The organism is Dongia sp., from assembly GCF_041918875.1.
Classification (GTDB): Bacteria; Pseudomonadota; Alphaproteobacteria; order Dongiales; family Dongiaceae; genus Dongia.
Genome location: NZ_JAYRUV010000008.1, coordinates 103,888 through 130,769 on the forward strand (window position 1 = coordinate 103,888; position 26,882 = coordinate 130,769).

Here is a 26,882-nt window from a genome sequence, read left to right on the forward strand (position 1 = left end):
GCGTTGTTGTGACCTGGCTCGGGTTGCCGGCATCAATACTCGCTGAACACTTCCTTGAAAATGCACCAGATTTCGTCGATATCGGCCTTTGTGGCAACCAGTGCCGGCGCGCAAATCCCGGCGTCGCCGGTGAATTTGATGTGCAGGCCCTTGGCGAACAACCGCTTGGTGGCATCGAAGCCGCGCAGGCCCGGCCGGGCCGCCGGCGCCAGATCGATGCCGCAAAGCATGCCGTAGCCGCGGATATCCGTCACCGCCTTGACTTCCCGCAACGAATACATGCGTTCGAGGAAATAGGGCGACATTTCGGCCGCGCGCTCGAACAGGCCCTCTTTTTCGTAGACGTCGAGCGCGGCGATGCCGGCTGCGCAGGCCGCTGGGTGGGCGGAATAGGTGTAGCCGTGGAAGAATTCGACCGCGCCGTCGAGCGCCGAACTGGTGACGGTGTGATAGATCTTCTCGCTGACTGCAACCGCACCCATCGGCAGCGCACCGTTGGTCAGCGCTTTCGCCATGGTGATGATGTCGGGTGTTACGCCGAAGCTCTGCGCCGCGAATGCCTTGCCGGTACGGCCAAAACCGCAGATGACTTCATCGAACACCAGCAGGATGCCGTTCTTGTCGCAAATCTCGCGCAGCCGCTCCAGATAGCCCTTGGGTGGAATGAGCACACCGGTCGAACCGGCGATCGGCTCGACGAAGCAGGCGGCGATGGATTTCGGCCCGTAAAGGTCGACGAAGCGCTGCAGGTCATTGGCAAGGTCGGCGCCATTTTCTGGTTGGCCCCGGGTAAACCGGGCCTCTGGCTGCCAGGTGTGACGCAGATGGGCGACACCGGGCATCACGGCACCGAAGGTCTCGCGGTTCCGGACCATGCCGCTCAGGGACACGCCGCCGATATTGACGCCGTGATAGGCACGCTCGCGGCTGACGAAGCGGGTCCGTTGGCCTTCGCCTTTGGCCACATGATAGGCAAGTGCGATCTTGATCGCGGTCTCGACCGCCTCCGAGCCGGAATTGCAGAAGAACACATAGTCGAGGTCGCCGGGCGTGATCTTGGCGACCTTGCGCGCCAGTTCGAAGGAGGAGGGATGGCCGACCTGGAAATGCGGTGTGTAATCGATTTCCTTCATCGAGGCGTGGACCGCTTCGGTAATCTCGGCGCGGCCGTGGCCGGCAGCACAGCAGAAGAGACCGGAAGAGGCGTCGATCAGCTTTTCGCCCATATGGTTCCAGTAATGCATGCCTTGCGCCTTGACCATCAGGCGCGGCTCGGCCTTGAAATCGCGGTTCGAGGTGAACGGCATCCAATGGTTTTCGAGGGTATTCGCGGTGTACTGCATCGCTGACTCTCCCAAATCGATTCACCCTGATTTCACAGGGACATTTGCGACAATCCTAGGCTGCTTGGGAGAGGAAAGCCAAGGGGGCAGGCAACCTGAATACCCTGTGCCAGTCGCTACGCGGCACCTTCCCGCTTTGCCAGGATCGCACTGACAAGCCGATAATCCTCAGGTTTGTCGACATCTATCGGCGCCTCGGCAAAGGGAAGCAGGACCGGTCGGATGCGGGTTCGGGTCAGCCGGGATACATGCGCGAAAGCATCGTCCAGGCTCAAACCACCGAGAACCATGCGCAGCAGGGCAATGGGGCCGATCTCCCACACGAGGCGCCAAGGCTTCTTTCGATGGCGTTCCATGCGCTGCCAATAGGCCGCCACCTGCTTGGCTCCATCGCCGCGTGCCAGAAACAGATTGCAGCCGCTGAAGCGGCGACCCTTGAACCGATAGAAGGTCCGGATGGCATCGGGATAAACGGCGATCACCGTGTCAGCTTCGGCGAGGCCGACACACAGTTCAGCATCTTGCGGTGCCGCGCGAAGCATGTATTCCACCATCTCCCGCGAGAGCAGCGGATGGTCCGCTGTGGTCGTGAGCAAAGGGCGTGCGACGCCGATCCGATCCATAGCCAGGCCGAGGCTGGCGGCAGGGCTTATTGCAGGCGGTACGATCCTCAGCCGACCGCTGTCGCGAGCCAAGGCAAGCTCGGCGATACCATCCAGCAGTGAGCTGTCGTCTATGCAGACATAGATGTCGCCGATGCCGGCGCTGGCGCGGAGCGTGCGGTAGAGCCGCAACAGCATGGGTATGCCATTGATCGGAGCAAGCGCCTTGTGGCTGACGCCGGTCAGCGACGCGACACTATCGCCTTCGCGGCGATTGCCGGCCAGAATCAGCGCATTGAATGCCGGTTGCGACATGCCTCGCTCAGGCCAGCGCTTTTTCGTAGATGCGATAGGTCTTGTAGGATTTGCCGCCGACACCTTCGATTACACGGCGCATCGGTAGGTTATCCTCCAGGATCCAGGACATCTCGACACGCTCCAATCCGCGCTTCAAGAACGGTGTCTTCAGCCGGTCGAACATCAGCGGCAGCAGCGTGGCCCCCAGAACGGAGCCATGATGCTTGCGCCGGATGCCCATCAGCGGAATGCGGCTTGTCTTCAACTTGTTCGCTTTGAGGCGCCAAAGCAGTTTGACCAGATTGAATGGCAACAGGTTGCCGTTGAAGTCGCGCACTGCTTCCATAAGATTGGGCAGACAGACCAGCATGCCGGCCGGTTCGCCTTTCACTTCCGCGATGACCACCAGATCGGGATCTATCAGCGGCTTCATCGATTTGGCGGCAGCGGCGATCTCGTCGGCAGTGAAGGGGATCATGCCCCAGTTTTCGGCCCAGGCGTCGTTGAAGATATCGAGAATGACGCTAAGGTCCCGGGCATAGTTCTTCATGTCGAGACCGCGCATCCGGATGGTGCCGTCGCTCTGCATCTTATCCAGCATGCGAGACGATCCCATCGGTTTGTAGGCGGTTTTGTCGAGGTCGTAGGCAACTACGTCCTTGAGCTTGACAAGTCCGGACGTCTCGACATTCTTGCCGGTATATGGCGCATGATAGGGCATCATCAGCATTGGCAGGGTATCGAAGCCCTCGACCAGGAGGCCCGTTTCCTCGTTGGTGCAAAAACTCAATGGCCCAAGCATGCGCGTTGCGCCGCGTTGTCTCAGCCAGTTGCCGGCCGCGTCAATCAATGCCTTGAAAATTTCGGGATCGTCCTCGGCATCGATCCAGCCGAAATGGCCAGTACCGGGACGCAGTTTCTGCTCCAGCCGGCAGATCTGCGCGGAGATCCGCCCCACGACTTTTCCGTCACGCTTGGCGATGAACAGCTGCGCCTCGGCATGCGTGAAGTAAGGATTCTTCTGGGGCGATAGAACTTCCCCCCGTTCCATATCGAGCGGCGCCACATAGCCCTTGTGCCCTCGATAGAGCCGCTTCGGCAGGGCGATGAATGCCTTCACCCCGGCCTTGTCCGTGACCGGAAGTACGTCGATCTTCGACATGCGGAACAGCCTTTGCGATCGGAAGGATCAGGCGATGGGGCCGCTGTCCGCGGCGCCGTCATTGGTGCGGAAGCGGCGTGGGTTGCCGTCGCCGCGCGTGTTGTTCGAAAGCTGGGCGACCCAGGGATAGTGCTCGGCCATCTCGACCGTATAGCCGATATTGAACACGGTCGGGCTCTTCGGAACCATATTCGCCTTGCTGTAATAGGTGCCGCCAAGGCGGTCCCAAAGGAAATTGGTGATACCGAAATTACCCTGCTCGTTGTGGAAATGATGCCACATATGGAGCTGCTTCAGGCGTTTCATGAACGCCGTTTTCGGGCTGGTATTGAGATGCTGCACACAGTGGCAGAATTCGTAGAAGCAGGTGGTCAGCAGGCCTGTTGCAAACGCCATGGCCGCAGCCGGCAAGCCGCCAACCGCATAACCGATCGGCATGGTGACGATCGCAATGGTCGGCAGCGTCGTATAGAGCGCGCCAAACAACACGACGAGATTGTGCGGGTCCTGGTGATGGTCGAAATGAATCCGCTTCCACACCTTGGCTGTTAGTGGCGATTTGTAGAGAAACTGGCTGTGCAGGACCCAACGGTGGAGCGCATACCAGACCAAGGGATAGACGACGACAGCCAAGGCGAATGCAACAAGCAGCGCCGGCCATCCGGCGTACCAGCGATAGACGAAGTAGAGGCTGATTGCAGCAAGGCCGAAATAGGCATGCACTGAGGGGTAGGTCGCGAAGGCAGCAACGAGATCGCCCATCGACATGCGCGACAGGTTGTGGGTCCGGTCTTTCCAAAAGCCGAAACGAAGCATGACGGTCGACTCGCTAGCTAATAAATGGCTGGGATCTTCGCTGCGCGGTAATCTAGTTGGATCAAGGTTTTAGGGCAAGCGAACGATGGTTGTGCGCGACCAGTCACGCTTACACGGAGCCGGCCGTGCTTGGGCGGAATGTAGCCAGAATCCAGACGGTCCGGGCGCCATGATAGGCACAGGTCAAAGCTTGCCAGAAGACAATGAAATAGAATGCTTCCACCCCCCAGCCGGCGACATAAGCTATTGTAAACAAAGGCAGGTTTATATTCCTGCGCGAAATGAAAGTACGCACGAAGGCATCCATCGCCGCGTGTGTGTGCAGCCCGCGCTTAAACTTGGCACGGTAGACCGCCAGGATAAGCCGGTCGAGGATGTAAAGTGCCAGCATCCACCAGGCCGCCTGCCAAAGAGGGGCCATTCCACTCGCCGCCGCCCAACCACCCAGCAAGCCGACCGCCCAGCCGAAATACCAGAAGGGCGGGTGCACGATATCGAGGCCATGATCGAGCACATTGCCGATGGCTGAATCGGTGAATGTGAGGCGGGCAAGCTTGCCGTCCACCGAATCGAGCACGCTCATGCCATAGGCGCAGGCGAAACCCCACCAGAAGTGACCGGCGGCAAAAAGCGGTACCGCCAGGATTGTCAGGACGATGCTGACAATCGTTACTGTATTGGGATGAATGCGTGCCCGCGCCAGCGGAGGAACCATCATCCAGACCAAAGGCGGATAAACGTACTTGGTGAAGAAATCAGTCGAGCCCTTGTAGTTGGACCAGAACAGGAATTTCTCGGTCTGCCGCCGCAAGGCGGCGTTGGTTACCGAGAAAAGGTAGTAGGGCAAGGCCCGGCGCAGCTTGGCGACGAAGGCAGGGAAATCGTCCTGGCTGACTTCCTCGAGATTTCCGGTCGCGGCGTCCAGCGTTGGTGCCGAAAGAATCTTTGCCGCGTCGGTCGGCTCGACACGCGCGATTGCCGCCTTGTTCGCGCGAACGGCGCAGCTTCCATGGCGATCGGCGAGATAGCGATAGAGCCTGGCATCGGCGAGGCTCGCTGCGTCCGTCACCAGCAAGGCTTCGCCCTGGGCCAGTGCTTGCTTGAGGCGCTCGCCGCAATCGCCGCTGCCGGTGACAATGCGAACCGGGCATGTCAGGCGCGGCTCTTCATCCCAGACCGGCATCGGGCCGGCGCCGATATCGATAACGATCTCGCTCAGCTGTAACTTCTGGTGTCGGACGGCTTTGAGGTGGCGCTCGATCAGGCTCATGCCAAAGACCCGCTCGGCGCTGATGCGCCCGGCGTCAATCCAAAGCTTCATCGCCTAATAACCTTCCTGCTTGATCAGCCAGGCACCGCCGATGGCGGCGAAGAGCAGGATAGGCAGCCACGCGGCCAGGAAAGGTGGGACTGCGCCAGATTCACCCAGCGACAAAACCAGCCCTTCGGTCAGGAAGTAGAAGAAACCAAGGCCGAACCCGACAGTCATGCCAACGGCAAGACCCCGCTCGCGTCGATGGAGCGAATGAGCGACCGGAGCAGCAAGAAGGATCATAAGGATCGAACTGACCGGTAGAGCGATCCGCTTTTGCAGCCATGTTTCGTAGAAGTAGGTCGGCCGGACGCCCACCTGGGTCGAGGAGACGAAACCCCATATCTTGCCGAGTGTCATGGCCTGGGGTTTTTCAACGAGATCAGAGAATTCGGCCGGTGTCAGGCGTGTCTTCCAGTCCCAGCTATCGGTATGTTCAGTGTGCGCGGCGCCATCGGGCGGGACGGCCGTCGTCCAGACATCATTGAGGTGCCATGCTTCCGCCGCAGCATCGTAGTGCGCATCATTGGCAAAGATCTGGTGAACGATCTTTCCCGTCGCATCGCGCGTATAGATGCGCAGATGGCTCAGCTCTGTCCCATCTTCGCCGACGGCACCGGCTTCGACGACGGCACTTCCTTCCTGTACGAAGAGAGATTCATCCTTGGAATCGTTCTTCGACTTGCTCCGCTCGACGGAAAGATCCCGCGCGATCAGAGTTTGAATTGACGTGGGTACGAGAAGATCGGCAACGAAGAAATGCAGGATGGCGACAATTCCGACGGCCGGAAGGAAAGCCCACAGCACGGTGAAATAAGGAGCTCCGGCCGCCTTGTACGCCATGATCTCGTTGTCGCGCTCCATCTTGCCAAGAGTCACCAGTGCACCCATCAGCACGGCGAACGGGATCAGAAAGGAAACGATTTCCGGCAGGCGCAATGCCGCGTATTCGAAGACGGCATTCATATCGCCCAGATGGTCCTGCAGAATCTCCGCACTGTTATTCAGCAGATCGAACAATTGCAGCAGGGCGCTGAAGCCGACGAGCAACAGCATGAAGTTCCACAGGAAGCTCTTCAGCACGTAGCGCGAGAACGTATTCATTCCGCGGCCTCCCGGCTGCGGCGGGGCAAGGCGCGGCGGATGTTCTGCAACACCCAGTTCGAACTGTCGGATATCGACTCGAACACATGCGACAAGGGATCGGCGCCCGGCCGCGAATTGGCAAGGTAGAAGAGCCACAGGCTGACCGCGCCGAATATCGCGAAAGGCAGCCACAATGCGATCGCCGGCCCCAGGATTGCATTGCCGACGGCGTCTCTGCCGAACTGAAGGATCTGGAAATAGGCCACAAGGAACAGGATGCCGACCAGCATGCGCAATCCCTTGGAGGTACGGCGCGACGAGACGCCGATCGGCATGGCCAGGAAGGGCAGGAAAATGATCGACACCGTCCGCACCAGACGGCTGTTGAGCTCTGCCTTGATATCCTCGACGTGCAATGTCGGCGGCGTCTTGAAATAGGCCTGTATAAGCTCGATGAAGTCGAGCTCGCTTTCCCTTTCGCCGCGGCGGCGGAACGGTTCCGGCGAAACCATATCCATCGGCAGCTCCAACTCCGTAAAGGCAACCGCAGTGACGTCCGTGGTGCCAGGCATGGCTTCGGTGCGTACGCCGTTGCGCAAGGTCAGGACCAAGGACAGGTCCGAGCTGCGCTCAAGCTGGCCGCTTTCGGCGGTGGTGACGATATCCTGGCCGTCCTGGTCGACTTCCTTGACGAAAATCTGCGACAGGCGGCTGCCACCTTCCGAGATGTCGCCAATGAGGATCGTCTTGCCGCCGAAGCCGTTGAAGAAGGCGCCCCGTTCGATCGCGGAATCCCAGGCGGTCTCGACCACCAGATGCACCAGGGCCCTGTAGGCAAAGCGTGTATAAGGCTGCAGAAAGCCGATGAGATAGGCGCTGGCAATGACCAGCACCACCGACAAGACCATGATCGGCATCATAAGCCGGCGCAGGGAGAGGCCGCTGGCACGCATGGCGTCGAGTTCGCTGTCCGAGGACAGGCGCATGCTGGCATAAAGGACGCCGACGAAAAGCGCAGCCGGAACCGCGATGCCCAGATAGTGGGGCACCAGGTTGGCCAGCATCTTGATGACGATGTTCATCGGCCCGCCGCGGTTCGCGAACAGATCCAGGAGCCGAATGAGGCGTTCCAGCAGCAGGGCTGCCATGGCGATACCGACCGTCGCCAGCAGCGGCAGCGCCACGCGCTTTAGAATGTAGAGGTCGATGCGGAGAAACGTCATGTAACTGGGGCTGCCTCAAGCCAATAGATCGGCGCGGGTAATTGTCATGCGGCTGCTTCGGCAGTCCGGAAACAATCCGATACTATCAAGGGAATCGTCAGCACCATACTACCTTGCTGCACGAATGCATCCTGTGTTGCGTTGAGGCCACGGATTTCAATGTTCAACTGCCATGCATCCGCATCGCGCACGATTCTATAGAGGTGATAGCGCGACGGATCCTTGTGGCCCGTCGCGACAGCCGATGCGGAAGGAACGCCGATCACAGGAATTGGTCCCTGTGGCGTCCGAATCTGCCCCAATCCGGACACATGCGTGTGGCCATGCAGAACCAGCTCGGCGCCGGCCTCCATCAGCACGTCCTGGAACGCCTCGGCATCGAGCAGCGATTTTCTCTTATAGGCGCCGCCGCCGAACGGAGGATGATGGATTAACACGACCCGGAACACGCCTTCAGCGGCCAGCTGCCGCAATTGTTGGCGCAGGCGCGAAAGCTGGCCGTCGCCAAGTCGGCCGGCAGCGATGAAGGGCGGCATAGGCACCGCTGTCGATGTCCCGACCAAGGCTATCTTTCCCAGTCGCCGCACGAAGGGAAAATCCCCGTGGGTTGATGGAAGAGTCTCGGACCCATCGGTCCCACGGTTGCCAGACATGTATGCCGACCAGCGACCGAGCGACTGCATCCAGGGCATTTCGACATAAGCATCGTGATTGCCAGGAATGACCGTCACTTGCTGCGGCGTGCCGACGCTTGAAAGCCAGCGGGCAGCAGCTTCGAATTCAGCGGGCAGTGAGATATTAACCAAATCGCCGGTGATCGCCGTATGATCCGGGGCCTGCTTCTTCAGATCTTCCACCAGAAGCTTCAGGATCGCCGGCTTGTGAATATTGACTCGGTTCGTCGTCCAGGAAAAAAAACCTGAAGCCCGCTTGTTCACGAATTCCCGCCATCCCGAAGCGGGAAGGGGGCCAAGATGCGGGTCGCTAAAATGCGCCAGGGTGAAGCCAGTCACGCAAGGTTCCTTGCAATCGGGTCTCGGTCCGGCCGGCTGCCGATCGAATGGCCTTATCTGGGCCGATTATCTCATTCGGTCAAGCTTCTAACACTGTATTTGGCACATAACGGATTTGGCTGGACGGCGCTACCCAATCGGCGCTAACAAAGCCCCATATAGCCTCCGGTGTTGATAAAATATCATGACATTTCAGACGGATAGGAGATCTGGGCCGATCTTCATCCACGAGTCGGATGAGACCATCTGGGGGCTGACGCCGCGCCAGCGGATCGAACGCATGCTGGCGCGTGCCGATCGGGCCGGCGGAATCGCCGATCTGGTTCCCAATCTCGTCTTCCGCGCGGACGTGATCTTTGACGAAGCGCTCATCAGGGCACTCCTGCAGCACCCCGGAAAGGCGCTTCTAGACGACCGGAATCGCCCCGTGGCGGCCCATTGTGCCAATGCCGACGATCTGGCGCCGACATGCGCGGCCATCGCGGGCGGGGATCGCGCCTCGCTGCCGGGCAGCACCGCGCCGGTCGATGCAGCCGGTCTCGCGAGCAACTATAACAAGGCTCTACGCCGCAAGGGCGCTCCCTATCTCTTCGTTCTCGGCGATCTGCCGGTGGCGGAGATCGAACGGCGCATGTATCTGGAATCCTACAAGGGCGTCACCGACGTGGTGACCAAGCATGTGTGGCCAGTCCCGGCGCTCCACGTGACGCGCTTCTGCGCCAAGGCAGGCATCTCGCCCAACATGGTGACGCTGGTCAGTTTCATCTGCGTGCTGCTGGCAACTTGGGCCTTTGCCGTCGGTGCCTTTGGCCCGGGCCTCGTCGCGGCCTGGGCGATGTGCTTCCTGGACACGGTGGACGGAAAGCTCGCGCGCGTGACACTCACATCGAGCAAATGGGGCAACGTGTTCGACCATGGCACGGACCTGGTACACCCGCCTTTCTGGTATTGGGCTTGGTACGAAGGGCTCGGCGGTGCTGCGGTCGTCGCGCCCTGGACCTTTTGGGTCATTATCGCCGGTTATATCCTCGGCCGCGGCCAGGAGGGGCTTTTCATCTGGCAGTTCGGCATCGAGATGCATATCTGGCGGCCGCTCGATTCCGCGTTCCGCCAGATTACGGCCCGGCGCAATCCCAATCTCATCATCCTCAGCATCGCGACGCTGTGTGACGCCCCGGCGCTTGGTTTCGAGATCGTCGCCTGGTGGACGATCATTTCATTCGCCTTCCACTGCCTGCGCATCGCCCAGGCCTATTTCGCCCGGGCACGCGGTGTACGCCTGCAATCCTGGCTGACCGAGGCAGCGTGATCATGGTGCGGATCGGTGTCATCAGCAATGCGCACAGCAAGCGCAACAAGATGTCGATGCGCGAGATTCACAACCTGCTGGCCGAGCATCCGCAGGTCAAGCACCGCTCGTTCCATCACATCAATGAACTGCCGGGTTGCCTCGCCGAGATGGCGGCCGGAGAGATCACGCACCTGGTCGTCAGCGGTGGAGATGGTACCGTGTTGGCGGTCGTTTCGGCACTGCTCAACAATAGCCCGTTCGTTCGGCAACCCTTCCTCAGCTTGCTTTCCGCCGGCATGACCAACGTCATTGCGCACGAAGTCGGCCAGCCGGGCCTGCCCGCCATGGGGCTGAAGAGGCTCGTCGCACGTGCCGAAGCGGGCGAGGCCGGCGAGGTACTGGAGCGGCCCGTGCTTTCGGTCGATTTCGGCGACGGACGCCCCATCGAGCGTGGCTTCCTGATCGGCGGCGTCGGCTTCTACCAGGGAACTCAGCTGGTCAGGCGCGATATCCACTCCCTGGGGGCCAAGCAGGTATTTGCTGCCAAGCTCGGCATCGCCTGGTCGATACTGAAGATCCTGGTGTTCGGGCCTGGCCCGCGCTCAGGTTTCCATGGCGAGCGGCTGGGCTTTATCATCGACGGCTGCCCCGAGCAGCGCGATTGCTTCATGTTCCTGGGCTCCACCTTGGAGTCGGTCCTGCCCGGAGTGGCCCCTTTCTGGGGGAACGGGCCAGGTCGCCTTCAACTGACCACGATCGATTCGCCACCCCGGCGCTTCGCCTCGGCGGTTCTTTCGGTCTTGCGCGGCAGGCCGAAGCCCTGGATGGAGGAGGCCGGTTATCGCAGCCGCCGCATGGAAAAGCTGGAGCTTGATATCCACTCGCCGCTGATGATTGATGGCGAGTGCTTCCAGCCCCCGGCCGGCGGTCGCATTGTGGTGACGGCCGGGCCGGTCATGCGTTTTCACCGTTTTTAGCTGAGGAGGTTCTGCGGGACATGGCGCCGGACAGGTTAGCCGCCTCGATCACCGCGGAACTCCATGTGCCGGTGGGGCCGGCGGCGCGCGCCATGGCCGAACATTGCCGCCTGCGCCACGGTAGGGCGGCCATCGCCGTTCTATTCTATGGCTCCTGCCTGCGGCAGCCCGATCAAGCCCTGGCCGATGCGCTGCTCGATTTCTACGTCATCGTCGACGATTACGCCGCCGCTTATGACAATCGGCTGCTGGCCTGGGCAAACGCCGCCCTGCCGCCGAATGTCTTCTATGTCGAGATGCCGTGGCAGGGCGCCCAGCTGCGCGCGAAATATGCCGTGATGTCGGTGAAGCAGTTTGCGGAGGGTTGCACTCCCGAAGCCCGTAACGTTTCCATCTGGGCCCGGTTTTGCCAGCCAACGCGGCTCATCTGGTGCCGCGATGCTTCCGTGGACGCTGCATTGACGGCGGCACTCTCGCAAGCTTGCCGGACCATGTTCAGAAATGCGCTGCCTCTCATCGATATGCCTGGGAATGCTGATCCTGTGGACGTCTGGAAGGCAGGCTTCAAGGAAACCTATGCTGCGGAATTGCGCTCGGAATCGAGCGATCGAGCGGTCTCCATCGTGGCGGCGGACGAGGTGCGCTATCGCGAAATCGGGGCATTGCTGCTGGAGGAATCGGATGCGCCTATATCACGGGCCGCGGCACGCCGCGCCTGGCAAGGGCGCCGGCGCATCGGCAAGGCACTCAACTATCTGCGCCTGATAAAAGCGGCATTCACCTTCGACGGTGCCGTCGACTATGTAATGTGGAAGGTCCGGCGTCATTCGGGAGTGATTATCCCGGTAAGCGATTGGCACAGGCGGCATCCGCTGCTGGCGGCACCAGGACTTGCTTGGAAGCTTTATCGCCGGGGAGCGTTCAGATAGAAGACCCGTGATCGAGGAGGATCGAATGGCAACAGGTGCGGGACTCTATTTTCTGTCCATGGCGCGGAATAATGCCTGGGCCAATTTCCGCCTTCTGAAGGCCTGCGCGGACCTCACGGCCGCCGAATTCGAGGCAGAGCGCACGAGCTTCTTTCCGTCTATCGTCGCCACCTACAACCATATCCTGGTCGTCGACTGGTTCTATGTCGATGCGCTGGAGGGTGGCACGCTGGGGCCCAGGGCGTGGGAGAACGAAGTGCCGTTTCCAGCCTTCGCCGATTTCCGTGCTGCGCAGGTCACGGTGGACCGGCGTCTCGTCAAATTATGCGACGGACTGGACGATTCCAGGCTGGCACGACCGGTGCACATGCACCGTGCGACCCATGTGCAGACAGATCGCGCGGACCGCATTCTCCTCCATCTATTCGAGCATCAGATACATCACCGCGGCCAGATCCATGCCATGATGGCGGGGACGCCGGTGCCGCCGCCGCAGCTCGACGAATTCTTCTGCGATGGTGACAAGAAGTTCCGCGTCGAAGATTTCGCCGAGCTTGGCTGGCGCGAAGAGGAAGTCTGGCGCGGAATGGAGAGGCGCTGAAAACAAAAGGACCGATGCTTGCGCATCGGCCCTGCGAGACAGGCCTTAGGTTACCTACTCGAGAAACTTATTCGGCGGCGACCGCATGGGCCGGCGATTTCAACAGGCCGAGATCGCGACCGATATTGGCCAGGATAGCCACCACCTGCTCAAGCTGTCCCGTGCTGTGCGCTGCCGAAACCGAGCAGCGAAGCAGGGCGGTGCCAGACGGCGTCGCCGGCGGCAAGGCCAGGTTGACATAGACGCCGTTGAGCAGCAGCGCGCGCCAGGCGCGGGCGGCGAGTTCGGGGTCGGTGAGATGCACGGCGACCACGGGACCTTTCTGTTTACCGACCGTGAAGCCGGCATTCTGGGCACCGTGATAGAGCGTGTCGACATTCTGCCACAGCTTCTCCATCAGGCCGGGATTGGCGCGGAGCTTGGCCAGCGACATGCGCACCGAAGCGACGGTTGCGGGTGGCAGGGATGCGGTGAACATATAGGGGCGGCAGGCAACGCGCAGGACGTCGAAATCGTCCATGTTCGAAACCAGGAAACCACCCACCGCGCCCATGCTCTTGGAGAATGTGCCGGTGATGAAATCGACCTCTTCCAGCACGCCGTCATGCTCGACGACACCCTGGCCGGTCTTGCCCATGACACCCATCGAGTGGGCCTCGTCGACCAGGATATAGGCGCCGTGCTTCTTGGTGACGGCAACGAATTCCTTGAGCGGCGCGTGATCGCCCAACATCGAATAGATGCCTTCGACGACGACGATCTTGTTGCCGGGCTGGTCGGCCAGACGTGCCAGGCGCTTGTCGAGATCGGCCGGATCGTTGTGCTTGAAGCGGATCACGGTGGCCGAACCCAGCTTGCAGGCATCGTAGATGCTGGCATGGCTGTCGGCGTCGATGATCAGGAAATCGTCCGGGCCCGCGAGCGTCGAGATGGCGCCGAGATTGGCCTGATAGCCGGTCGTGAAGACCATGCAATGCTTCTTGCCGTAGAAATCGGCGAGGTCGGCTTCAAGCGCCTTGTGGTCGTTGTACGAACCGTTGGCGATGCGCGAGCCGGTGGTGCCGGTGCCGCTTGTTTCAAGCGCCTTCTTGGCGGCTTCGATGCAATCGGCATCGAAGGTAAAACCGAGATAATTGTTGGATCCGCAGAGGATGGTGCGGCGGCCTTCGATCATCGCCTCGGTGGAGGACACGATCTTGTCCATCTTCACACCGAACGGATCGGCACCGCAGGTTTTCACCGCGGCATGCAGCTCGCGCTGCGCCTTGAAGCGATCCATCAACCCCATCTCACGCCCCCTTCTTCGAATCGATCACGGTCTGGGCAAGCTGTCCGACCGTGGCAATCTCCGGCACCATGTTGAGCGGGATGGAGACATCGAACTTATCTTCGAGCTCCATCAGCAAATCCATGACTGCCAGCGAATCCATGTTGAGGTCACGGGCGATATCGGTCGCCGCGGTGATCTCGATATCGGACTTCTTGAACGGCACCAGCGCGGTGGCGATTTCCGCCACGACATTCTCGATACTGAAACTTGAAACCTGCGCTGCGCTCGCCGTCACGATGCCGGACCAATCTTTTCTTGTTGTCGAATCTGTTAACGTTGGGAACCCCTTAGGAGAAATCGACTCGCGCCGAACTCCCAGCTGAGGTTGTCGTAAATTTTGCAGCTAAAGTTAAATGACGAATTGTTACCGAATGTAACAAGTGACCGATTCCAATGCCTTAAGTCAGGAATCTAACCTCACAATAGAGCTCTGGATCGATACCAGGCCAGGGTATCGGCAAACCCTTCCCTGAGGCCAAAACGAGGCCGCCATGGGGCAAGGCCGGAGAGGCGAGGGCCGTGGCACACCCAGTCGGGGTGGTAGAGTTCTGCAATTTTGCTTGGCGAGAGCACTCGTGGCTGGCCGGTCAGGGACGAGACCATGCCGACACCCGCTGCGATGGCCGCCATCAAGGGGCGGGGCAGGCGAAGGGCGAAGGGCTGCTTGGCGAAGCACTGGCCGAGCGCCTGGATGATTTCCGCCCAATCATGACCGCCTTCCTGCTCGTCGTCGATCTCGACGATACGTTCCCGCCAGTCCGTCTGCTGCAGGAGTGCCGCGATCGCCGCGGCGAGATCGGCGACATGGATGGCCGACGCGCGCGCGTCAGGTTCGGCAGGATAAGCGATAAGTCCGAGCTTGGCCGCTTTGAACAGGGGCAGCAATTCATGATCGCCCGGCCCGTAGATCGCTGGCGGGCGCAAAGCGACCCAATCCCGCTCGCCAGCCAGTGCGGCCAGTTTCACTTCGGCGGCCTGCTTGCTTGCCGCATAGGGCGACAGCTGCGGTTCGCGGGCGGCCAGCGAAGAGATGTGCACGAAGCGGGCACGTGGGGCCGCCTTGGCCGCTGCCTCGAGAATATGCGCCGTTCCGCCCTCATTGACCTGAAAAAACTCGATCGGCGTCAGTGCGCGCACCAGCCCGGCACTATGCACGATAGCGTCGGCCCCCTTGACGAACCGTTCGAGGGTGGCACGGTCGTCGAGGTCACCCAACACGATTTCCAGTTCATGGCCGGGCATCAGGGCATCTTGCGGCATACGGCGTACGAGCGCCCGAATGCGCCACCCCGATGCCGCCAAATGGCGCGCGGCGGCGGCACCGACAAAACCAGTGGCGCCGGTCAGTGCGACGATGCCGGGCATCAGGTGAAAACCGGTCTACGCGCTGATGCCGAGATCGGCATCGGCATAGACGCCTTGCTGGTAATTGGCCTTTGCCTTGGCGCGCGAGAGTTTGCCCGAGGAGGTCTGCGGCAAACCCTTGGGCGGCACGAGTTCGACGCGCGCTTCGACGCCCATGGAACGTTGCAGCAGGCCGGCAATGTCCTGTTTGAGCTTGGTGCGGGCCGCGAGGTCCGTCGTGCGGCATTGAACCAATACGACAACCTGTTCCTGCTCGTCATCGCCGACAATGGAGAAGGCGGCGGCATCGCCACGGCGCAAATCGGGCAATGTTTCGGCCGTCCATTCCAGGTCCTGCGGCCAGATATTCCGGCCATTGATGATGATGAGATCTTTGGCCCGGCCGGTGATGACGATTTCGCCATCCAGGAGGTAGCCGAGGTCACCCGTATCGAGCCAACCCTCGGGACTCAACGCCTCGGCGGTCAGTTCCGGCTGACGGAAATAGCCGGTCATGACGCTGGGGCCTTTGAAGAAGATGCGGCCGATACGGCGTTCCGGCAATGCATGGCCGGACTCATCCCGAATCTCAAAAGCGTGACCATCCAAGGCCCGGCCGCAGGCGACGAGGCTGCGTGCGGATTTGCCGGGTGGCACGGGTGTGGCTATCTGGTTTTCGAGTCCGGCACGATCGATGTGATCCACTCGGTATTCCCGGTCCAGGCGCGCAAAGCTCATGGCGAGCGTTGTTTCAGCCATGCCGTAGCTGGGCACGAAGGCTTTGTGCTGGAAGCCGAACGGCGCAAAAGTGTCGCTGAAACGGTGCAGAATTGCGTCTTGCACCATGTCGCCGCCGATACCGGCCCCGCGCCAGCAGGAGAGATCGCCGGAAAAATCGCTCTCGCCGCGCATTCGCTTGACGCAGAGCTCATAGCCGAAGGTCGGTGAGTAAGAGAGAGTACCGCGGTTCTCGGAGATGAGCTTCAGCCAGGTCAGCGGCCGGCGCGCGAAGTCGCGCGTCGCGATATAGTCGACCGACACCTGTCCGGTCGCCGGGACCAGAAGGAAGCCAACCAAACCCATATCGTGATAGAAAGGCAGCCACGACGTGCAGCGGTCGGTTTCGACGATATCGAGCCCGCAATGTGTAATGGCGAGCGCATTGGCCATGAGCACCCGCTGATGAATTTCGATACCCTTCGGAAACCGCGTCGACCCGGACGAAAACTGCAGATAGCTGGGCTCGTTGGCCGCAAAAGGCCGCACGTCGGTCTTGCCGGTGGGCAGGGCCATGAAATCGGAGAGCGGCCCCACCAGGCGCAGATGCGGCAGGCCCTTGGCAGCTTCGCCGAGGAAACCCATCAGCGAATCCGGAGCGATGGCAATGCTGGCCTCGCAACCCGACAATTGTTGCCGAAGCTGGGCGATATAGGCATCGCGTCCGCCCAGGCTCGTCGGAATGGCGACCGGCACCGGCAGCAGGCCCGCATATTGCGTCGCAAAAAAAGCGGTCACGAAGTCTGGATCCGTATCGGCGACCAGGACTACCCGGGCTCCTCGCTCCAGCCCCAGCCCGACGAATCGCTGAGCCAGGTCGCGGGCGCGGTCGCGCAGTTCGGCGTAGCTGAGCACAGTGGCGAGATCGCCCTTGGCGGTGTAGAAGTTGAATCCTGTTACACCGCCGGCGGCATAATCCAGCGCTTGCCAGAGCGTATCGAAGTCGCTGCGGCGGTGTTTCAGGCTGGAATTGGTTGTCGCAGTCGGTTTCAGGGTCATCTCGTCCGGGCTGTGCTACTGGCGCTGGATCAGAATTAAACTAGGTGTCGTGGGACTTTAGGTCGCATGCGGGCGAATTGCACGACGGCCTCTCGGCCCCTAGGATTTCGCGGTCCATAGCAAATGTCCGGAGTTGGGACAAGGCATTGCGAATTGGACGCGCCGAATGGATCATATGGTGAGCGCGTCCATTTTAGGGAAGTTGCCTAATGAAGACCTCGGATCTTGAACTGTCGGCGGTGCAGCGTTCCGCTGACAAGGAGCAAAAGTCTGGCGGGACCGGACTTTTCGATTGGCTCCTGCCGAAGCCCAAGGCCAAGAAACAGAAATTTAAGGCCGGGACGCCTCCCGTGGCGGCGCCCGACACCAAGACCAAGGTCAGCCAGTCGATAGCGGACGTCCTCAATCTGCTGCGCGCCGACGGTGCACACCGCGTCGCGATCCACAGCGACCAGGCATTCTATGATACTTTCCGCGCCGAAGCCGGGGGCATGGATACTGTCTGGATTTCGACCGACATCATCGGCGATCAGCCGAAAGGCGCCAGGCCGGTAAATGCGGAAACGGTGAAGGATTGCGATGCAATCGTTGCCGGCGGTGCCGATGCGGCGACGAAATTTCGCTACAGCCTGCGCCTGGCGCACGCCCATGCACCGACCACGCCCGTGCACTGGGTCGCGCAGAACTGGGAGTTTTGCGCCGGTACAGCGGCGATCCCGCTGGAAATCGACGATGTCGATGCGCTGGCCTTCAATCATTTCGAAGAGTTCTTCGGCATCAAGGACCCGCTGCAATTCCGCTTCGAGATCATCGCGGAAGGCGAGACGCGCCGATCCTACCTCGTTCTGGGTCCCAGCCAGTCGGTCAATCTCAACCTCAAGACCTTGATGCCTGAACGCAAGGGTGCGGTCTGCATGAAGGTGTTCGTGGCGCATCCTTTCCTGACGCGCGGCCGGCATTATCGCTTCCGGATCTGCGGCGACGTATTCTGGAAGGACAGTTTCACGATTATCCACGGCTCGCATCAGTTCTTCAAAAATCCGAACAAAGTACAGCCTTTCCGGTTGATTGATTCCGTCGTGCGCAATGGCGAAGTCATCATGACCGTGCCGAACTACGATCTCGACATGGGCGCAGATGACGAGGTGAAGATCGGCACTGGCGCCAATAAATCGGCGATCAAGCGTTCGCGCACGCGGCCGGTGGAAGAGGTTCATTTCAAGCGCGCGCCCGGCGTTTCCAAGGAGCGCAGCTATTTTGCCGCTTCCTATGCCGGCTATGGCACGTCGTTCTGGTACGCGCTGGATCAGGGCTTCTCGCAGCAACCGGGCAAGATCGCCTCGATCGCCGCGAATCATCTGTGCCGTGTCGGCGTCGACAATCGCGATGACATCCTTTTCACGCCGGAAGAGCGCCGGATCGTCGAAGCCGCGATCAATGCTGGCTTCATGATCCATCCGTGCAGCCTGCCGGTGACGCCGCAAGGCGACGCCTTATCCTTTGGCTTCAATTTCGACGCATCGAATCCGCCGTTCGACGATTACTGGCTGCGCTTCTATGATCGTCAGGGCGGCTATGTCGGCGAGATGCGCTATCACAAGGATTTCATCGGTCCGGCCTATCTCGACGAGGTCATGGCGGGCTGGTCGCATCCGCGCAAGGCCGACATCGTGACGGCTCTGGTCTGCCCCGATCACCTCAAGATCGGCCTCGCTCCGCAGCGCCTGGTGACGACGTCGGATATGGCTGTCAAACACCGCATTACCGGCGACCAGGACTTTACTGAATTCCAGTCTTCCTGGCGCAATGTTGGCGCCGATATCCCCACGCTGCCACACTGGCTGCATCCATCGATCGGCATCATGGGGCGGACCAATCTGATCGGTCGCGTGCGCACACGCGACTGGTTCCGCACGGGAGTCTTCGTGGCCAATGCCAGTGGCAATCTCAAATACGACATGCCGGCAAAGGTCGAACTGGCGGCGATCAATCACGCCGGCGAACGCCTCAGCCATTTCGTGACGCTGCCGGCCTTCGGTGCCAAGATTGTGTGGCTCGACGATGTGTTGCCGACTTTGCGCCACCATGTTGGGGAAAGCGGCATCGCAACCCTGCAAGTGAAATCGGCCGACGCCGATCTCACGGCGCATGTGCTGGGCGTGTCACCCAAAGGCGCGGTCGGCCTGCAGCATCTCTGGGGGTACTGAGCCGGCATGCGGAAATTGGGGGAGGGGATGCGGCGCGCCTTGGCGCTCCTTTCCCTCAAGATCTGGTCATCGCTGGACAATCCGGCCTGGAATCTCGCTGCCGTCGCGGAACGGGAACTGGGAACGTTGCTGAACGTCTCCGTCGATCCGCGGCGGATTCGGCGCAAGATCGCTCCGAAAGAGGTGGCACCCATCAAGGACAGGTTCCTGGTGGACGGGCTTGGCGTGCTGGCATCTGATCCGATCCAAGACCTCTACACCTACATGGATATGGCCGATATCGCACGCCATGGCGACGACCTCACCCGGACGCGGCTCTATCAATGGCTGAAGGCGAGTTGGCAGGCCGGCCGGCCGGTGGAAGGCCGCGGCCAGGTTTTCAACTCGGAGGCCGCCATCGAAGCCTATTACCGCACTTATCTCGGCCTTTACCGTTCGATGCAGCGGGACGGCTATCGCTATAGCGGGGATGACGACATCTGCTTGGGGGTGTCGGCAGACGGTGAAATCGTTCATATCCGGCGCGGCACGCACCGCATGGCGGCAGCGCAAATACTTGAGTTGCCAAGCGTTTCGGCAAGGATTACGCATATCGACCGGGCTTTCGCCCGATCCGCCGCAAGCGCCGCCGGAGGCGATGTCCGGTCCGGCCTTGCGCGGGCGATCAAAGCAGTGACGGGTTGACCCAGTGCGCGACGTCTTCAAGATTTTTTTCCATACCGGCTGGCGGCAGCAGCTGCTGATCCTCGCGGCGCTGCTGGTTTCCGGTGTCGTGGAAATCGTCGGTATCGCCACCTTGTGGCCGATCATCGGCCTGATCGGTGGCGAAACGCATGCCAAGTCCCATGTCATTGACGAATATGTCCGCTGGGGCCTCGACAAGTTCGATCTGCCGCTGAACATCGAAATCCTTCTGCTGATCGTCGTGAGTGCGGCGACGCTGTCATTTATCTTCGGCACGGCCGGGTCCGTGTTCGTCGGCCGCACGGTAGCCAATTTCGGTATCAGCGTGCGGCTGCAGCTTATCGATGCCATCGTGCATGCGAAGTGGAGCTACTTCGTCGCCCAGCCCGTCGCGCGCTACACCGCCGCCATCAACTCCGATGCCGACCGGGCAGCGATCGCTTTCAAGGCGTCGGCTCTTTGCTTCGCCGGCCTGATTCAGGCGGTCGTGCTGATGAGCATGGCGATCTTCGTCTCGTGGCCGTTCTTCCTGGGGGCCGTCGGTGTCGTCGCCGTGCTGTGGATGGGCGTCGGCCGCTACATGCGCATGGCGAAGAAAGCCGGCCGCGGAAAATCGCGGCACAATCTGGCGTTGCTTCATTCCGTGACCGACGCGCTTACCAACGTGAAGGCGCTAAAGGCGATGAACCGGCACGGTTTCATCGGCCATACCTTTGCCGTACATGTCGACCGGTTGCGCCGGGCCACGCAGGCCGAAACCTATAGCACGAGTGCCGTCCGAGCCGTGCAGGAGCCACTTTTCACGGTGCTTATCCTGGGCGGACTCTATATCGGCCACGCGATGCTCGGCATGGATCTGCGCGTCATGCTCGGTTCCACCCTGCTGCTCAAGCGCATTGCCGATTCGATCGGGACGGTGCGCGCGAATTACCAGCGCGTGATCCTGGACCGGCCATCATTCTGGCAGCTACAGCATCTGCTCAGTGAAGTCCGCGAGAACCGGGAAAAGCTCGCCACCGGGAAATTGCCGGGCCTGCCTGCCACGATCGAGATGGATGATGTCGGTTTCGCCTATCCCGGCAAGCAGGTGATGCGGAATGCCAATATCGAGCTGCCGGCCGGCGAATTGACGACGGTGATCGGGCCGTCAGGCGCGGGCAAAACGACGATTGCAGATTTGATCGCCGGTCTCCACAGCGCGACCGAAGGCGTCATCCGCGTCGGCGGCGTGCCGCTGGGTGAGGTCGATATGGCGGGGTGGCGGCGGCAGCTGGGCTATATTCCGCAGGACAGCATCCTATTCAATGACACGATCATCAACAATGTGACGCTCGGCGATCCCGCTATTTCGCCGGGCCAGGTAGAGGCGGCTTTGCGTGCCGCCGACGCCTGGGGCTTTGTCTCGAAACTGCCCGGTGAAATGGAATTCATGATCGGTGTGCGCGGCAGCCTGCTGTCCGGCGGTCAGCGTCAGCGTCTGGCGATTGCGCGCGCGCTCATCGGCGATCCGAAACTGCTGGTCCTCGATGAGGCGACCAGCGCTCTCGACAAAAAGACGGCCAAGGAAATCAGTCGTGCTGCGCGTGCACTTACCGGCAGCCGGACGATCCTGGCGATCACGCATCAGGCTCTTTGGGTCGATGCGGCCGACCGGGTTTATGAAATCCGCGACGGGAAAGTGACGACGGCGCCGCTGGCCGGCCCTGCCTGAGGCTGCGCCGGCTGGTTCACGACGGAGCCGGCATTGTCTTCAAACACGCTGCCCTGATCGATGCGATAGACGCGGTCCGCCAGTTCGACCCAGGCTGGTTGATGCGTGATCGCCAGAACCGTGACCTTGCCGCGCTGGCGACCGACGGCGGCGCAGATTTCGGCTTCCGTTTCCGGGTCGAGCGCGCTGGTCGCCTCATCGAGGATAAGCAGGGTCGGTTCGGTCACCAATGCGCGGGCCAGGGCGATGCGCTGCCGTTGGCCACCCGAGAGCAGGACGCCACGGTCGCCCACCGTCGTGAACAGGCCATTGGGCATTTCCGCCACAAAGCGCATGGCACCGGCTGTCTCCAGGGCGCGGATGGCAGCGGCCTCGCTGATCGTCGGGTCGCCCAATGTGACGTTGGCGAGGATCGTGTCGTTGAAGAGCAGGATCTCCTGCGGCACATAGCCCACCTGGCTGCGCCAGCGGCCGATATCGATCTCATCCATCGGAATGCCGTCGAGCGTGACGCGGCCTTGCTCGGGCTCGAACAGCCCCAGGATCAGATCGGCGATGGTCGTCTTGCCCGACCCGGATTCACCGACCAGGGTCGTGATGGTACCGGCGGCCAGTTCGATCGACACATTGCGCAGCACTGGCGCGCGACCGTAGGAGAAGGTCACATTCTCCAGGCGGCAAACACTCTTGAGGCTGGGAACAGCGCGACCGTGGAAGGATTCGGAAGCGGCCTCGGTTTCGCGCAACGTGTCCATGAAGGACCAGTAGCCGACCTCGGCATGCGCCGATTCGCGTGCCGAACGGTGGACTTTTGCAACCGACCGGGTCAGGCCGAGGATAAGCAGGCCGGAGACCAGTATGCTGGCCAGGTCGAGACGCAGGACACCGACGGCGACATAGGCGACGCCGGAGAGCATCATGATGATGAGCAGATCTGGCAATTGGCCGGCCAATTGCTCCAGCAGAACCAACTCGCGCAGCGACTGGCGCAGCGACTTTGTTTCGTTGCGCAGTTCCTGGATCAGCGATTCGTGCCGGTGCATCGCCTTCATCGGCTTGAAGCTGACCACGACATCGTTGAGGTCGGTCACGATCGTGCGGCTGGTCAACAGCATGCGGCGCCCGAAAGCGCGCGAACGGCGAATGAGGAGGCGCATGGCAACGCCGACCACCAGCGCCATGATAGAACCGACGATCGCCACCTGCCAATCGACGACGAAGACGATCACCCCAAAAACGACGGCCTGGACGGAAGCGATAATGAGGTTGAGCGAGGTGCGATATATTGCGGAACCCCAATTGGCCTCCGCGGTGATGGCCGCAGCGAAGCGGCCGATCGGGTTGACGGTATAATAGGACCAGCGCGCCGCGAGCATCGCATCGATCATGCGCGAACGCATTTCAGTGGCGATTTCGGCGACCAGATAGCCCACATAGCGGCTGACATTGAGCGAAATGACCGCCTTCAAGATGGCCAGCCCGCCCAGAATCAGGATCAGCGCTCCAAGGCTTGCGGGGACGTGCAGGATTTCGAGCGCATTCAAAATGAAGCGCTCGACCTTGTTCGGGGTCTCGGACGCGTCACCGGAGACGATGCTGAGAATGGGAAACAGACTGGCGACCGAAAGTCCCTCGAGCAGGCTGGCAGCCATGACCCCGATCATGACTGGAACCTGCCGCCACAGGCCATGCTTGCGGATGACCAGAAAAGCGTTGGTCAAAGCCGAAGGTGTCTGTTTTGGATCCAGGGTCGTCTTAAGATCGCGGTCTGAACCGGCCAAGGGTACGCCTTTGAAATGACAGTTCGGGTCGGATTGCCGACCTGTGGGTTGTGATAACATCAAGGTGGGGGAAGTCAATCGGGCCTCGCCGGAAAGGCTCAAAATAGCCATCGAAAATTTGCGGCAAATCGGCACATTATCAAGAGCTTCGGTTGCTCCGGCGCTTTCTCCGGACTATCATTCGGCGCCGGCAGGCGTTTTTGCGCCCGCCCGGCGGGATAAGGGAGTAATGCGTGCAGTTGAAGCTCTTCATTCAGTCAAACGACGAACAATATCTGGGCGCCCTCGTCGCTGGCTATGCTGCAAAGCGGAACAGTCGCCAGCCCGACGCTTTCGACGTCGAAATCATGCATTTTCGGAACTATCCCTGGCTGAGCGCCAATATCGGGAAAAGGTTCCTGCGTGGGCTGGAACATCGCGTCTGGACCGATGCGGATCTCCAATCCTTCACGCCCGTTCGCTTCACCCCACCCAAGGCCATGAACTATCAGGGCAGGGCCGTGGTGATCGACCCGGATTGCTTCGCCGTCGGCGACATCATGGAACTGTTCACGCGCGACATGAGAGGCGCTGGGGTCATGTGCTGCATGCGCCCCGCCCTCAAGGAAATGCCGCCCTACCGGGCCTCCAGCGTCATGCTGCTGGAAAACGCCAGGCTGACGCATTGGGATGCCGAACAGACCTTCAACGAACTTTTCGAGTTCAAGAAGGACTATCTGAAGTGGATTAAGCTGGAATACGAGGCCGATTCCAATGTCGGCATTCTCGAACCTGAATGGAACGATTTCGACCATCTGACCGCAGCCACCAAGATCCTGCACACGACCTATCGGCGGACCCAGCCCTGGAAGACCGGCCTGCCCATCGATTTCTCGATCCGCGAGAAGCCGAAGAAATCGCTGGCCGACAATTTCGTCAAGGCAATCAAGAAGGGTATCGGCGTTTCGCGGCCGCGCGCGGTCAAGGATGGCTACTATCAGCCGCATCCCGATCCGAACCAGGAGCGCCTATTCTTCAGCCTGCTCAACGAGATGCTCGATAGGGGCGTCGTTGACGTGGCCATGGTTGAACGCGAGATGGCCCTCAATCACGTGCGGCACGATGCCTTGGATTTGTGCCGCAAGATGGCAGCCTAGGCTGCGGCGGCGGAACGTCGCTGCGGCGGGATGTCAAATTGCACATTGGTTAATCCATCGGCAAGGTGCGATCGTTCCGATGAAATCACCCTGGCGGCACTAAGACCGCGGCGGGGGCAGGAGTGGAGAGTGTCGATGTTGGCAGCCATGGTCGAACAGCGCGCGCCGCATATGCTGGAAGGCGTGCGTCCCGACGAGGTGAGTACCGAGCCTTACGCGCATTATTCGCGCCAGAATGCCGTGCCGGCCGATGTCTACCGGCAGTTGGAGGCCGAATTCCCCACCCTGGAAGCCATTCTCAACGGCCGGGCCGAGCCGGGCAGCAACGTGGCCGTGCGATTGACGGTCAAGCAGGTGCTGGGCGACAAGCGCATTTCGCCCTTGTGGCGGGAGTTCTTCGAGTATCACACATCCGGCGATTATTGGCGGAATGTGACCCGCTTGTTCGGCGATCATCTGCGCAGCGAGTTCCCGGGGCTTGAAGCGAAGATCGGACGTCGCTTCGAGGATTGGCGTGTCATGCCGCGCGGCTTCGCCGGTGAAGCGGATCTCCGTCTGGATTGCCAGTTCGTCATGAATACGCCGGTCCGCCAGGTGACCAGCGTGAAGACGCCGCATGTCGACCTGTGCGACAAGATTTTCTCGGCCTTGTTCTACTTCCGCGATCCGCGCGACAATGTAAGTGGTGGCGATTTCGACATCTATCGCTGGCGCCGCGAACCGCGCTTCATCAAGCACCGCTCGATGGACCGCGACGTCGAACTGGTAAAAACGCTTAAATACGCCGCCAATTCCTATGCCTGCTTCGTCAATTCGGCGAAGGCCATTCACGGCGTGAGTCCGCGCGGCATTACCGATATTCCGCGGCGCTATATCAACTTCATCGCCGAATTGCCCTTCAAAGCCTTCGAGCCAAAGCAGCTCAACAAGCTGCAACAGATTTGGTATGCGAAGGATGTGAGTGCGGCGGTACAGGACGAAAAGTACTAGGCGATTTCTATCCGGCTGAATCGACTGCGCCGCCCCTTCCCAGGGGGCGGCGCTTTCTTTTTCGCCTTAAGCGCTGACCGGCAGGACCGCGTCAATCGACATGCTTGAGCGCCGCCGCAACGTCGGTCGGGCGACGGTCCTTCAAGTGAGCCCGGTCGATGACGATGATCCAGAAGGTCCTGACGCCATGATAGAGCGCCGTCAGGATCTGCCAGGCGACGATCAGGTAGAACGCCTCGATCGCAAATCCCAGCGCATATCCGACGATGAACATCGGTAGCGTGATGTTGCGCCGCGCGATGAAGGTGCGCATGCGTCCATCGAGTTTCGAGTGGGTATGAAAGGCGCGCCGGAAAAACGTCGGATAGACCTTCAGGATCAAACGGTCGATGACGTAAAAGACCATCACCAAGGTCGTGGCGATGCCAAGCGTCGATCCCCATCCGGCGCTCGCCAGGCCCAGCCCATAGGCCCAGGACAGATACCAGAAGGGCGGGTGCACCATGTCCAGGCCATGGTCCAGGACGTTGCCAAGTCGCGAATCGGTGAAAGTGAGGCGGGCGAGCTTGCCATCGACGGAATCGAGCACGCTCATGCCATAGGCCATGACAAAACCGGTCCAGAACGACCAGGTTTCGCCGATCGCCCAGACGGGAATGGCGCCCAGCGCCAGAATGATGCTGAAGATGGTGACGGTGTTCGGGTGAACCCGCGCCCGCGCCAAAGGACCGACCGAAATCCAGACGAGTGGCGGATAGACATAGCGCGTGAAGAAGTCCGTCGAACCCTTGTAATTCGACCAGAACATGAATTTCTCGACCTTCGCCGCCTTGTCTGCGCTTTCGACCCGGAACAGGTAATAAGGGATCGTGCGCCGCAGCTTGCGGATGAAACCGCTGAACTCGTCCTGCCGGTATGCACGGACGGTGCCGGCCGCGAGCAGTTTGACGGCCAGGGCCGGCAAGTCGGCTGCCTCGATGTGGATGTCTTTCAGGCTGTCCGCGGCAAGCCGGATCATGGCTGCCCGTTCATCCTCCTTGGGCGCAAGGACTGCGACCGAATCGATGAATGCCATCATGGAGGCATGCAGCCGGGCATCGGGCAGGGTTGCGCCGTCGAGCAGCAGGACCGGCTGCATGCCGGCTTCCGCCAGGAAACGGCCGAGCCGGCTGGCAAAATCCCCCGGGGTCTGGCGCCACTCGATCGGAAAGGCGCCGTCCAGGCTGGGATCGATTTTCGGCTTCTGCCCTTCCGCGCCGAGGTCAACCACG

General features: G+C 60.8%; 23 protein-coding genes. 9 read left to right on the top strand and 14 right to left on the bottom strand.

What is annotated here, in order from left to right; translation table 11 throughout:
- Positions 1-32 precede the first annotated feature (32 nt).
- From ACE3TY_RS10325 to ACE3TY_RS10360, 8 genes are all read right to left on the bottom strand, one after another.
- The gene (locus tag ACE3TY_RS10325; RefSeq protein WP_374652946.1) at positions 33-1,343 is read right to left on the bottom strand and encodes an aminotransferase class III-fold pyridoxal phosphate-dependent enzyme; all 1,311 of its coding nucleotides are present in this window, start codon (positions 1,341-1,343) and stop codon (positions 33-35) included.
- A 116-nt stretch (positions 1,344-1,459) separates the two neighbouring features.
- Positions 1,460-2,260 (bottom strand): nucleotidyltransferase family protein, encoded by an 801-nt coding sequence (locus ACE3TY_RS10330; RefSeq protein WP_374652947.1) that lies wholly within the window; start codon positions 2,258-2,260, stop codon positions 1,460-1,462.
- Between the two features lie 7 nt (positions 2,261-2,267).
- A complete protein-coding gene (locus ACE3TY_RS10335; RefSeq protein WP_374652948.1) occupies positions 2,268-3,404 on the bottom strand; it encodes a dATP pyrophosphohydrolase in 1,137 nt (378 codons plus the stop codon).
- Positions 3,405-3,431: 27 nt separating this feature from the next.
- Complete coding sequence (locus ACE3TY_RS10340) at positions 3,432-4,220, bottom strand: sterol desaturase family protein (RefSeq protein WP_374652949.1); 789 nt, start codon at positions 4,218-4,220, stop codon at positions 3,432-3,434.
- A gap of 109 nt (positions 4,221-4,329) precedes the next feature.
- Complete coding sequence (locus ACE3TY_RS10345; protein ID WP_374652950.1) at positions 4,330-5,541, bottom strand: CDP-alcohol phosphatidyltransferase family protein; 1,212 nt, start codon at positions 5,539-5,541, stop codon at positions 4,330-4,332.
- Between the two features lie 3 nt (positions 5,542-5,544).
- Positions 5,545-6,636 (bottom strand): LPS export ABC transporter permease LptG, encoded by a 1,092-nt coding sequence (gene lptG / locus ACE3TY_RS10350; RefSeq protein WP_374652951.1) that lies wholly within the window; start codon positions 6,634-6,636, stop codon positions 5,545-5,547.
- Positions 6,633-7,841 carry an LPS export ABC transporter permease LptF gene (gene lptF / locus ACE3TY_RS10355; RefSeq protein ID WP_374652952.1) on the bottom strand — a complete coding sequence of 403 codons (1,209 nt, stop codon included), beginning with the start codon at positions 7,839-7,841 and terminating at the stop codon, positions 6,633-6,635. Before lptF ends, lptG begins: the two co-directional genes overlap by 4 nt.
- Positions 7,842-7,885: 44 nt before the next feature.
- Positions 7,886-8,854 carry a metallophosphoesterase gene (locus ACE3TY_RS10360; RefSeq protein WP_374652953.1) on the bottom strand — a complete coding sequence of 323 codons (969 nt, stop codon included), beginning with the start codon at positions 8,852-8,854 and terminating at the stop codon, positions 7,886-7,888.
- A gap of 184 nt (positions 8,855-9,038) precedes the next feature.
- Here ACE3TY_RS10360 and ACE3TY_RS10365 point away from each other — a divergent pair, with 184 nt between their 5' ends.
- The 4 genes from ACE3TY_RS10365 to ACE3TY_RS10380 are packed head-to-tail and all read left to right on the top strand — an operon-like array spanning position 9,039 to position 12,652.
- Complete coding sequence (locus ACE3TY_RS10365; RefSeq protein ID WP_374652954.1) at positions 9,039-10,163, top strand: CDP-alcohol phosphatidyltransferase family protein; 1,125 nt, start codon at positions 9,039-9,041, stop codon at positions 10,161-10,163.
- Positions 10,164-10,165: 2 nt separating this feature from the next.
- Positions 10,166-11,122, top strand: coding sequence for a diacylglycerol kinase family protein (locus ACE3TY_RS10370; RefSeq protein WP_374652955.1), 957 nt, complete (start codon positions 10,166-10,168; stop codon positions 11,120-11,122).
- A 20-nt stretch (positions 11,123-11,142) separates the two neighbouring features.
- Positions 11,143-12,051 carry a hypothetical protein gene (locus tag ACE3TY_RS10375; protein ID WP_374652956.1) on the top strand — a complete coding sequence of 303 codons (909 nt, stop codon included), beginning with the start codon at positions 11,143-11,145 and terminating at the stop codon, positions 12,049-12,051.
- Between the two features lie 25 nt (positions 12,052-12,076).
- On the top strand, positions 12,077-12,652 hold the full coding sequence (locus ACE3TY_RS10380; RefSeq protein WP_374652957.1) for a DinB family protein: 576 nt from the start codon (positions 12,077-12,079) through the stop codon (positions 12,650-12,652).
- Positions 12,653-12,719: 67 nt separating this feature from the next.
- Here the strand turns inward: ACE3TY_RS10380 and ACE3TY_RS10385 are convergent, their stop codons facing one another.
- The 4 genes from ACE3TY_RS10385 to ACE3TY_RS10400 form a co-directional block, all read right to left on the bottom strand.
- Positions 12,720-13,940, bottom strand: coding sequence for an aminotransferase class I/II-fold pyridoxal phosphate-dependent enzyme (locus ACE3TY_RS10385; protein ID WP_374652958.1), 1,221 nt, complete (start codon positions 13,938-13,940; stop codon positions 12,720-12,722).
- A 1-nt stretch (position 13,941) separates the two neighbouring features.
- Positions 13,942-14,217, bottom strand: a complete 276-nt coding sequence (locus ACE3TY_RS10390) for an acyl carrier protein (protein ID WP_374652959.1) — start codon at positions 14,215-14,217, stop codon at positions 13,942-13,944.
- Positions 14,218-14,399: 182 nt separating this feature from the next.
- Positions 14,400-15,347 carry an NAD-dependent epimerase/dehydratase family protein gene (locus tag ACE3TY_RS10395; protein ID WP_374652960.1) on the bottom strand — a complete coding sequence of 316 codons (948 nt, stop codon included), beginning with the start codon at positions 15,345-15,347 and terminating at the stop codon, positions 14,400-14,402.
- 15 nt (positions 15,348-15,362) lie between these two features.
- A complete protein-coding gene (locus ACE3TY_RS10400; RefSeq protein WP_374652961.1) occupies positions 15,363-17,102 on the bottom strand; it encodes a fatty acyl-AMP ligase in 1,740 nt (579 codons plus the stop codon).
- Positions 17,103-17,311: 209 nt separating this feature from the next.
- Between ACE3TY_RS10400 and ACE3TY_RS10405 the strand changes: the two genes are divergently transcribed.
- The 3 genes from ACE3TY_RS10405 to ACE3TY_RS10415 are packed head-to-tail and all read left to right on the top strand — an operon-like array spanning position 17,312 to position 21,704.
- Positions 17,312-19,309 carry a hypothetical protein gene (locus ACE3TY_RS10405; protein ID WP_374652962.1) on the top strand — a complete coding sequence of 666 codons (1,998 nt, stop codon included), beginning with the start codon at positions 17,312-17,314 and terminating at the stop codon, positions 19,307-19,309.
- A gap of 27 nt (positions 19,310-19,336) precedes the next feature.
- A complete protein-coding gene (locus tag ACE3TY_RS10410; RefSeq protein ID WP_374652963.1) occupies positions 19,337-19,993 on the top strand; it encodes a hypothetical protein in 657 nt (218 codons plus the stop codon).
- A gap of 4 nt (positions 19,994-19,997) precedes the next feature.
- Positions 19,998-21,704: an ABC transporter ATP-binding protein gene (locus tag ACE3TY_RS10415; protein WP_374652964.1), complete on the top strand. Its 1,707-nt coding sequence runs from the start codon at positions 19,998-20,000 to the stop codon at positions 21,702-21,704.
- On the opposite strand, the gene ACE3TY_RS10420 is transcribed toward ACE3TY_RS10415, so the two are convergent.
- Complete coding sequence (locus ACE3TY_RS10420; RefSeq protein WP_374652965.1) at positions 21,650-23,485, bottom strand: ABC transporter ATP-binding protein; 1,836 nt, start codon at positions 23,483-23,485, stop codon at positions 21,650-21,652. The genes ACE3TY_RS10415 and ACE3TY_RS10420 overlap by 55 nt on opposite strands.
- 233 nt (positions 23,486-23,718) lie before the next feature.
- Here ACE3TY_RS10420 and ACE3TY_RS10425 point away from each other — a divergent pair, with 233 nt between their 5' ends.
- Both ACE3TY_RS10425 and ACE3TY_RS10430 read left to right on the top strand, forming a co-directional pair.
- A complete protein-coding gene (locus tag ACE3TY_RS10425) occupies positions 23,719-24,621 on the top strand; it encodes a hypothetical protein (protein WP_374652966.1) in 903 nt (300 codons plus the stop codon).
- A gap of 129 nt (positions 24,622-24,750) precedes the next feature.
- Positions 24,751-25,611, top strand: a complete 861-nt coding sequence (locus tag ACE3TY_RS10430; RefSeq protein ID WP_374652967.1) for a hypothetical protein — start codon at positions 24,751-24,753, stop codon at positions 25,609-25,611.
- Positions 25,612-25,702: 91 nt separating this feature from the next.
- Here ACE3TY_RS10430 and ACE3TY_RS10435 read toward each other — a convergent pair whose 3' ends face one another.
- On the bottom strand, positions 25,703-26,881 hold the full coding sequence (locus ACE3TY_RS10435; protein WP_374652968.1) for a CDP-alcohol phosphatidyltransferase family protein: 1,179 nt from the start codon (positions 26,879-26,881) through the stop codon (positions 25,703-25,705).
- Position 26,882 lies beyond the last annotated feature (1 nt).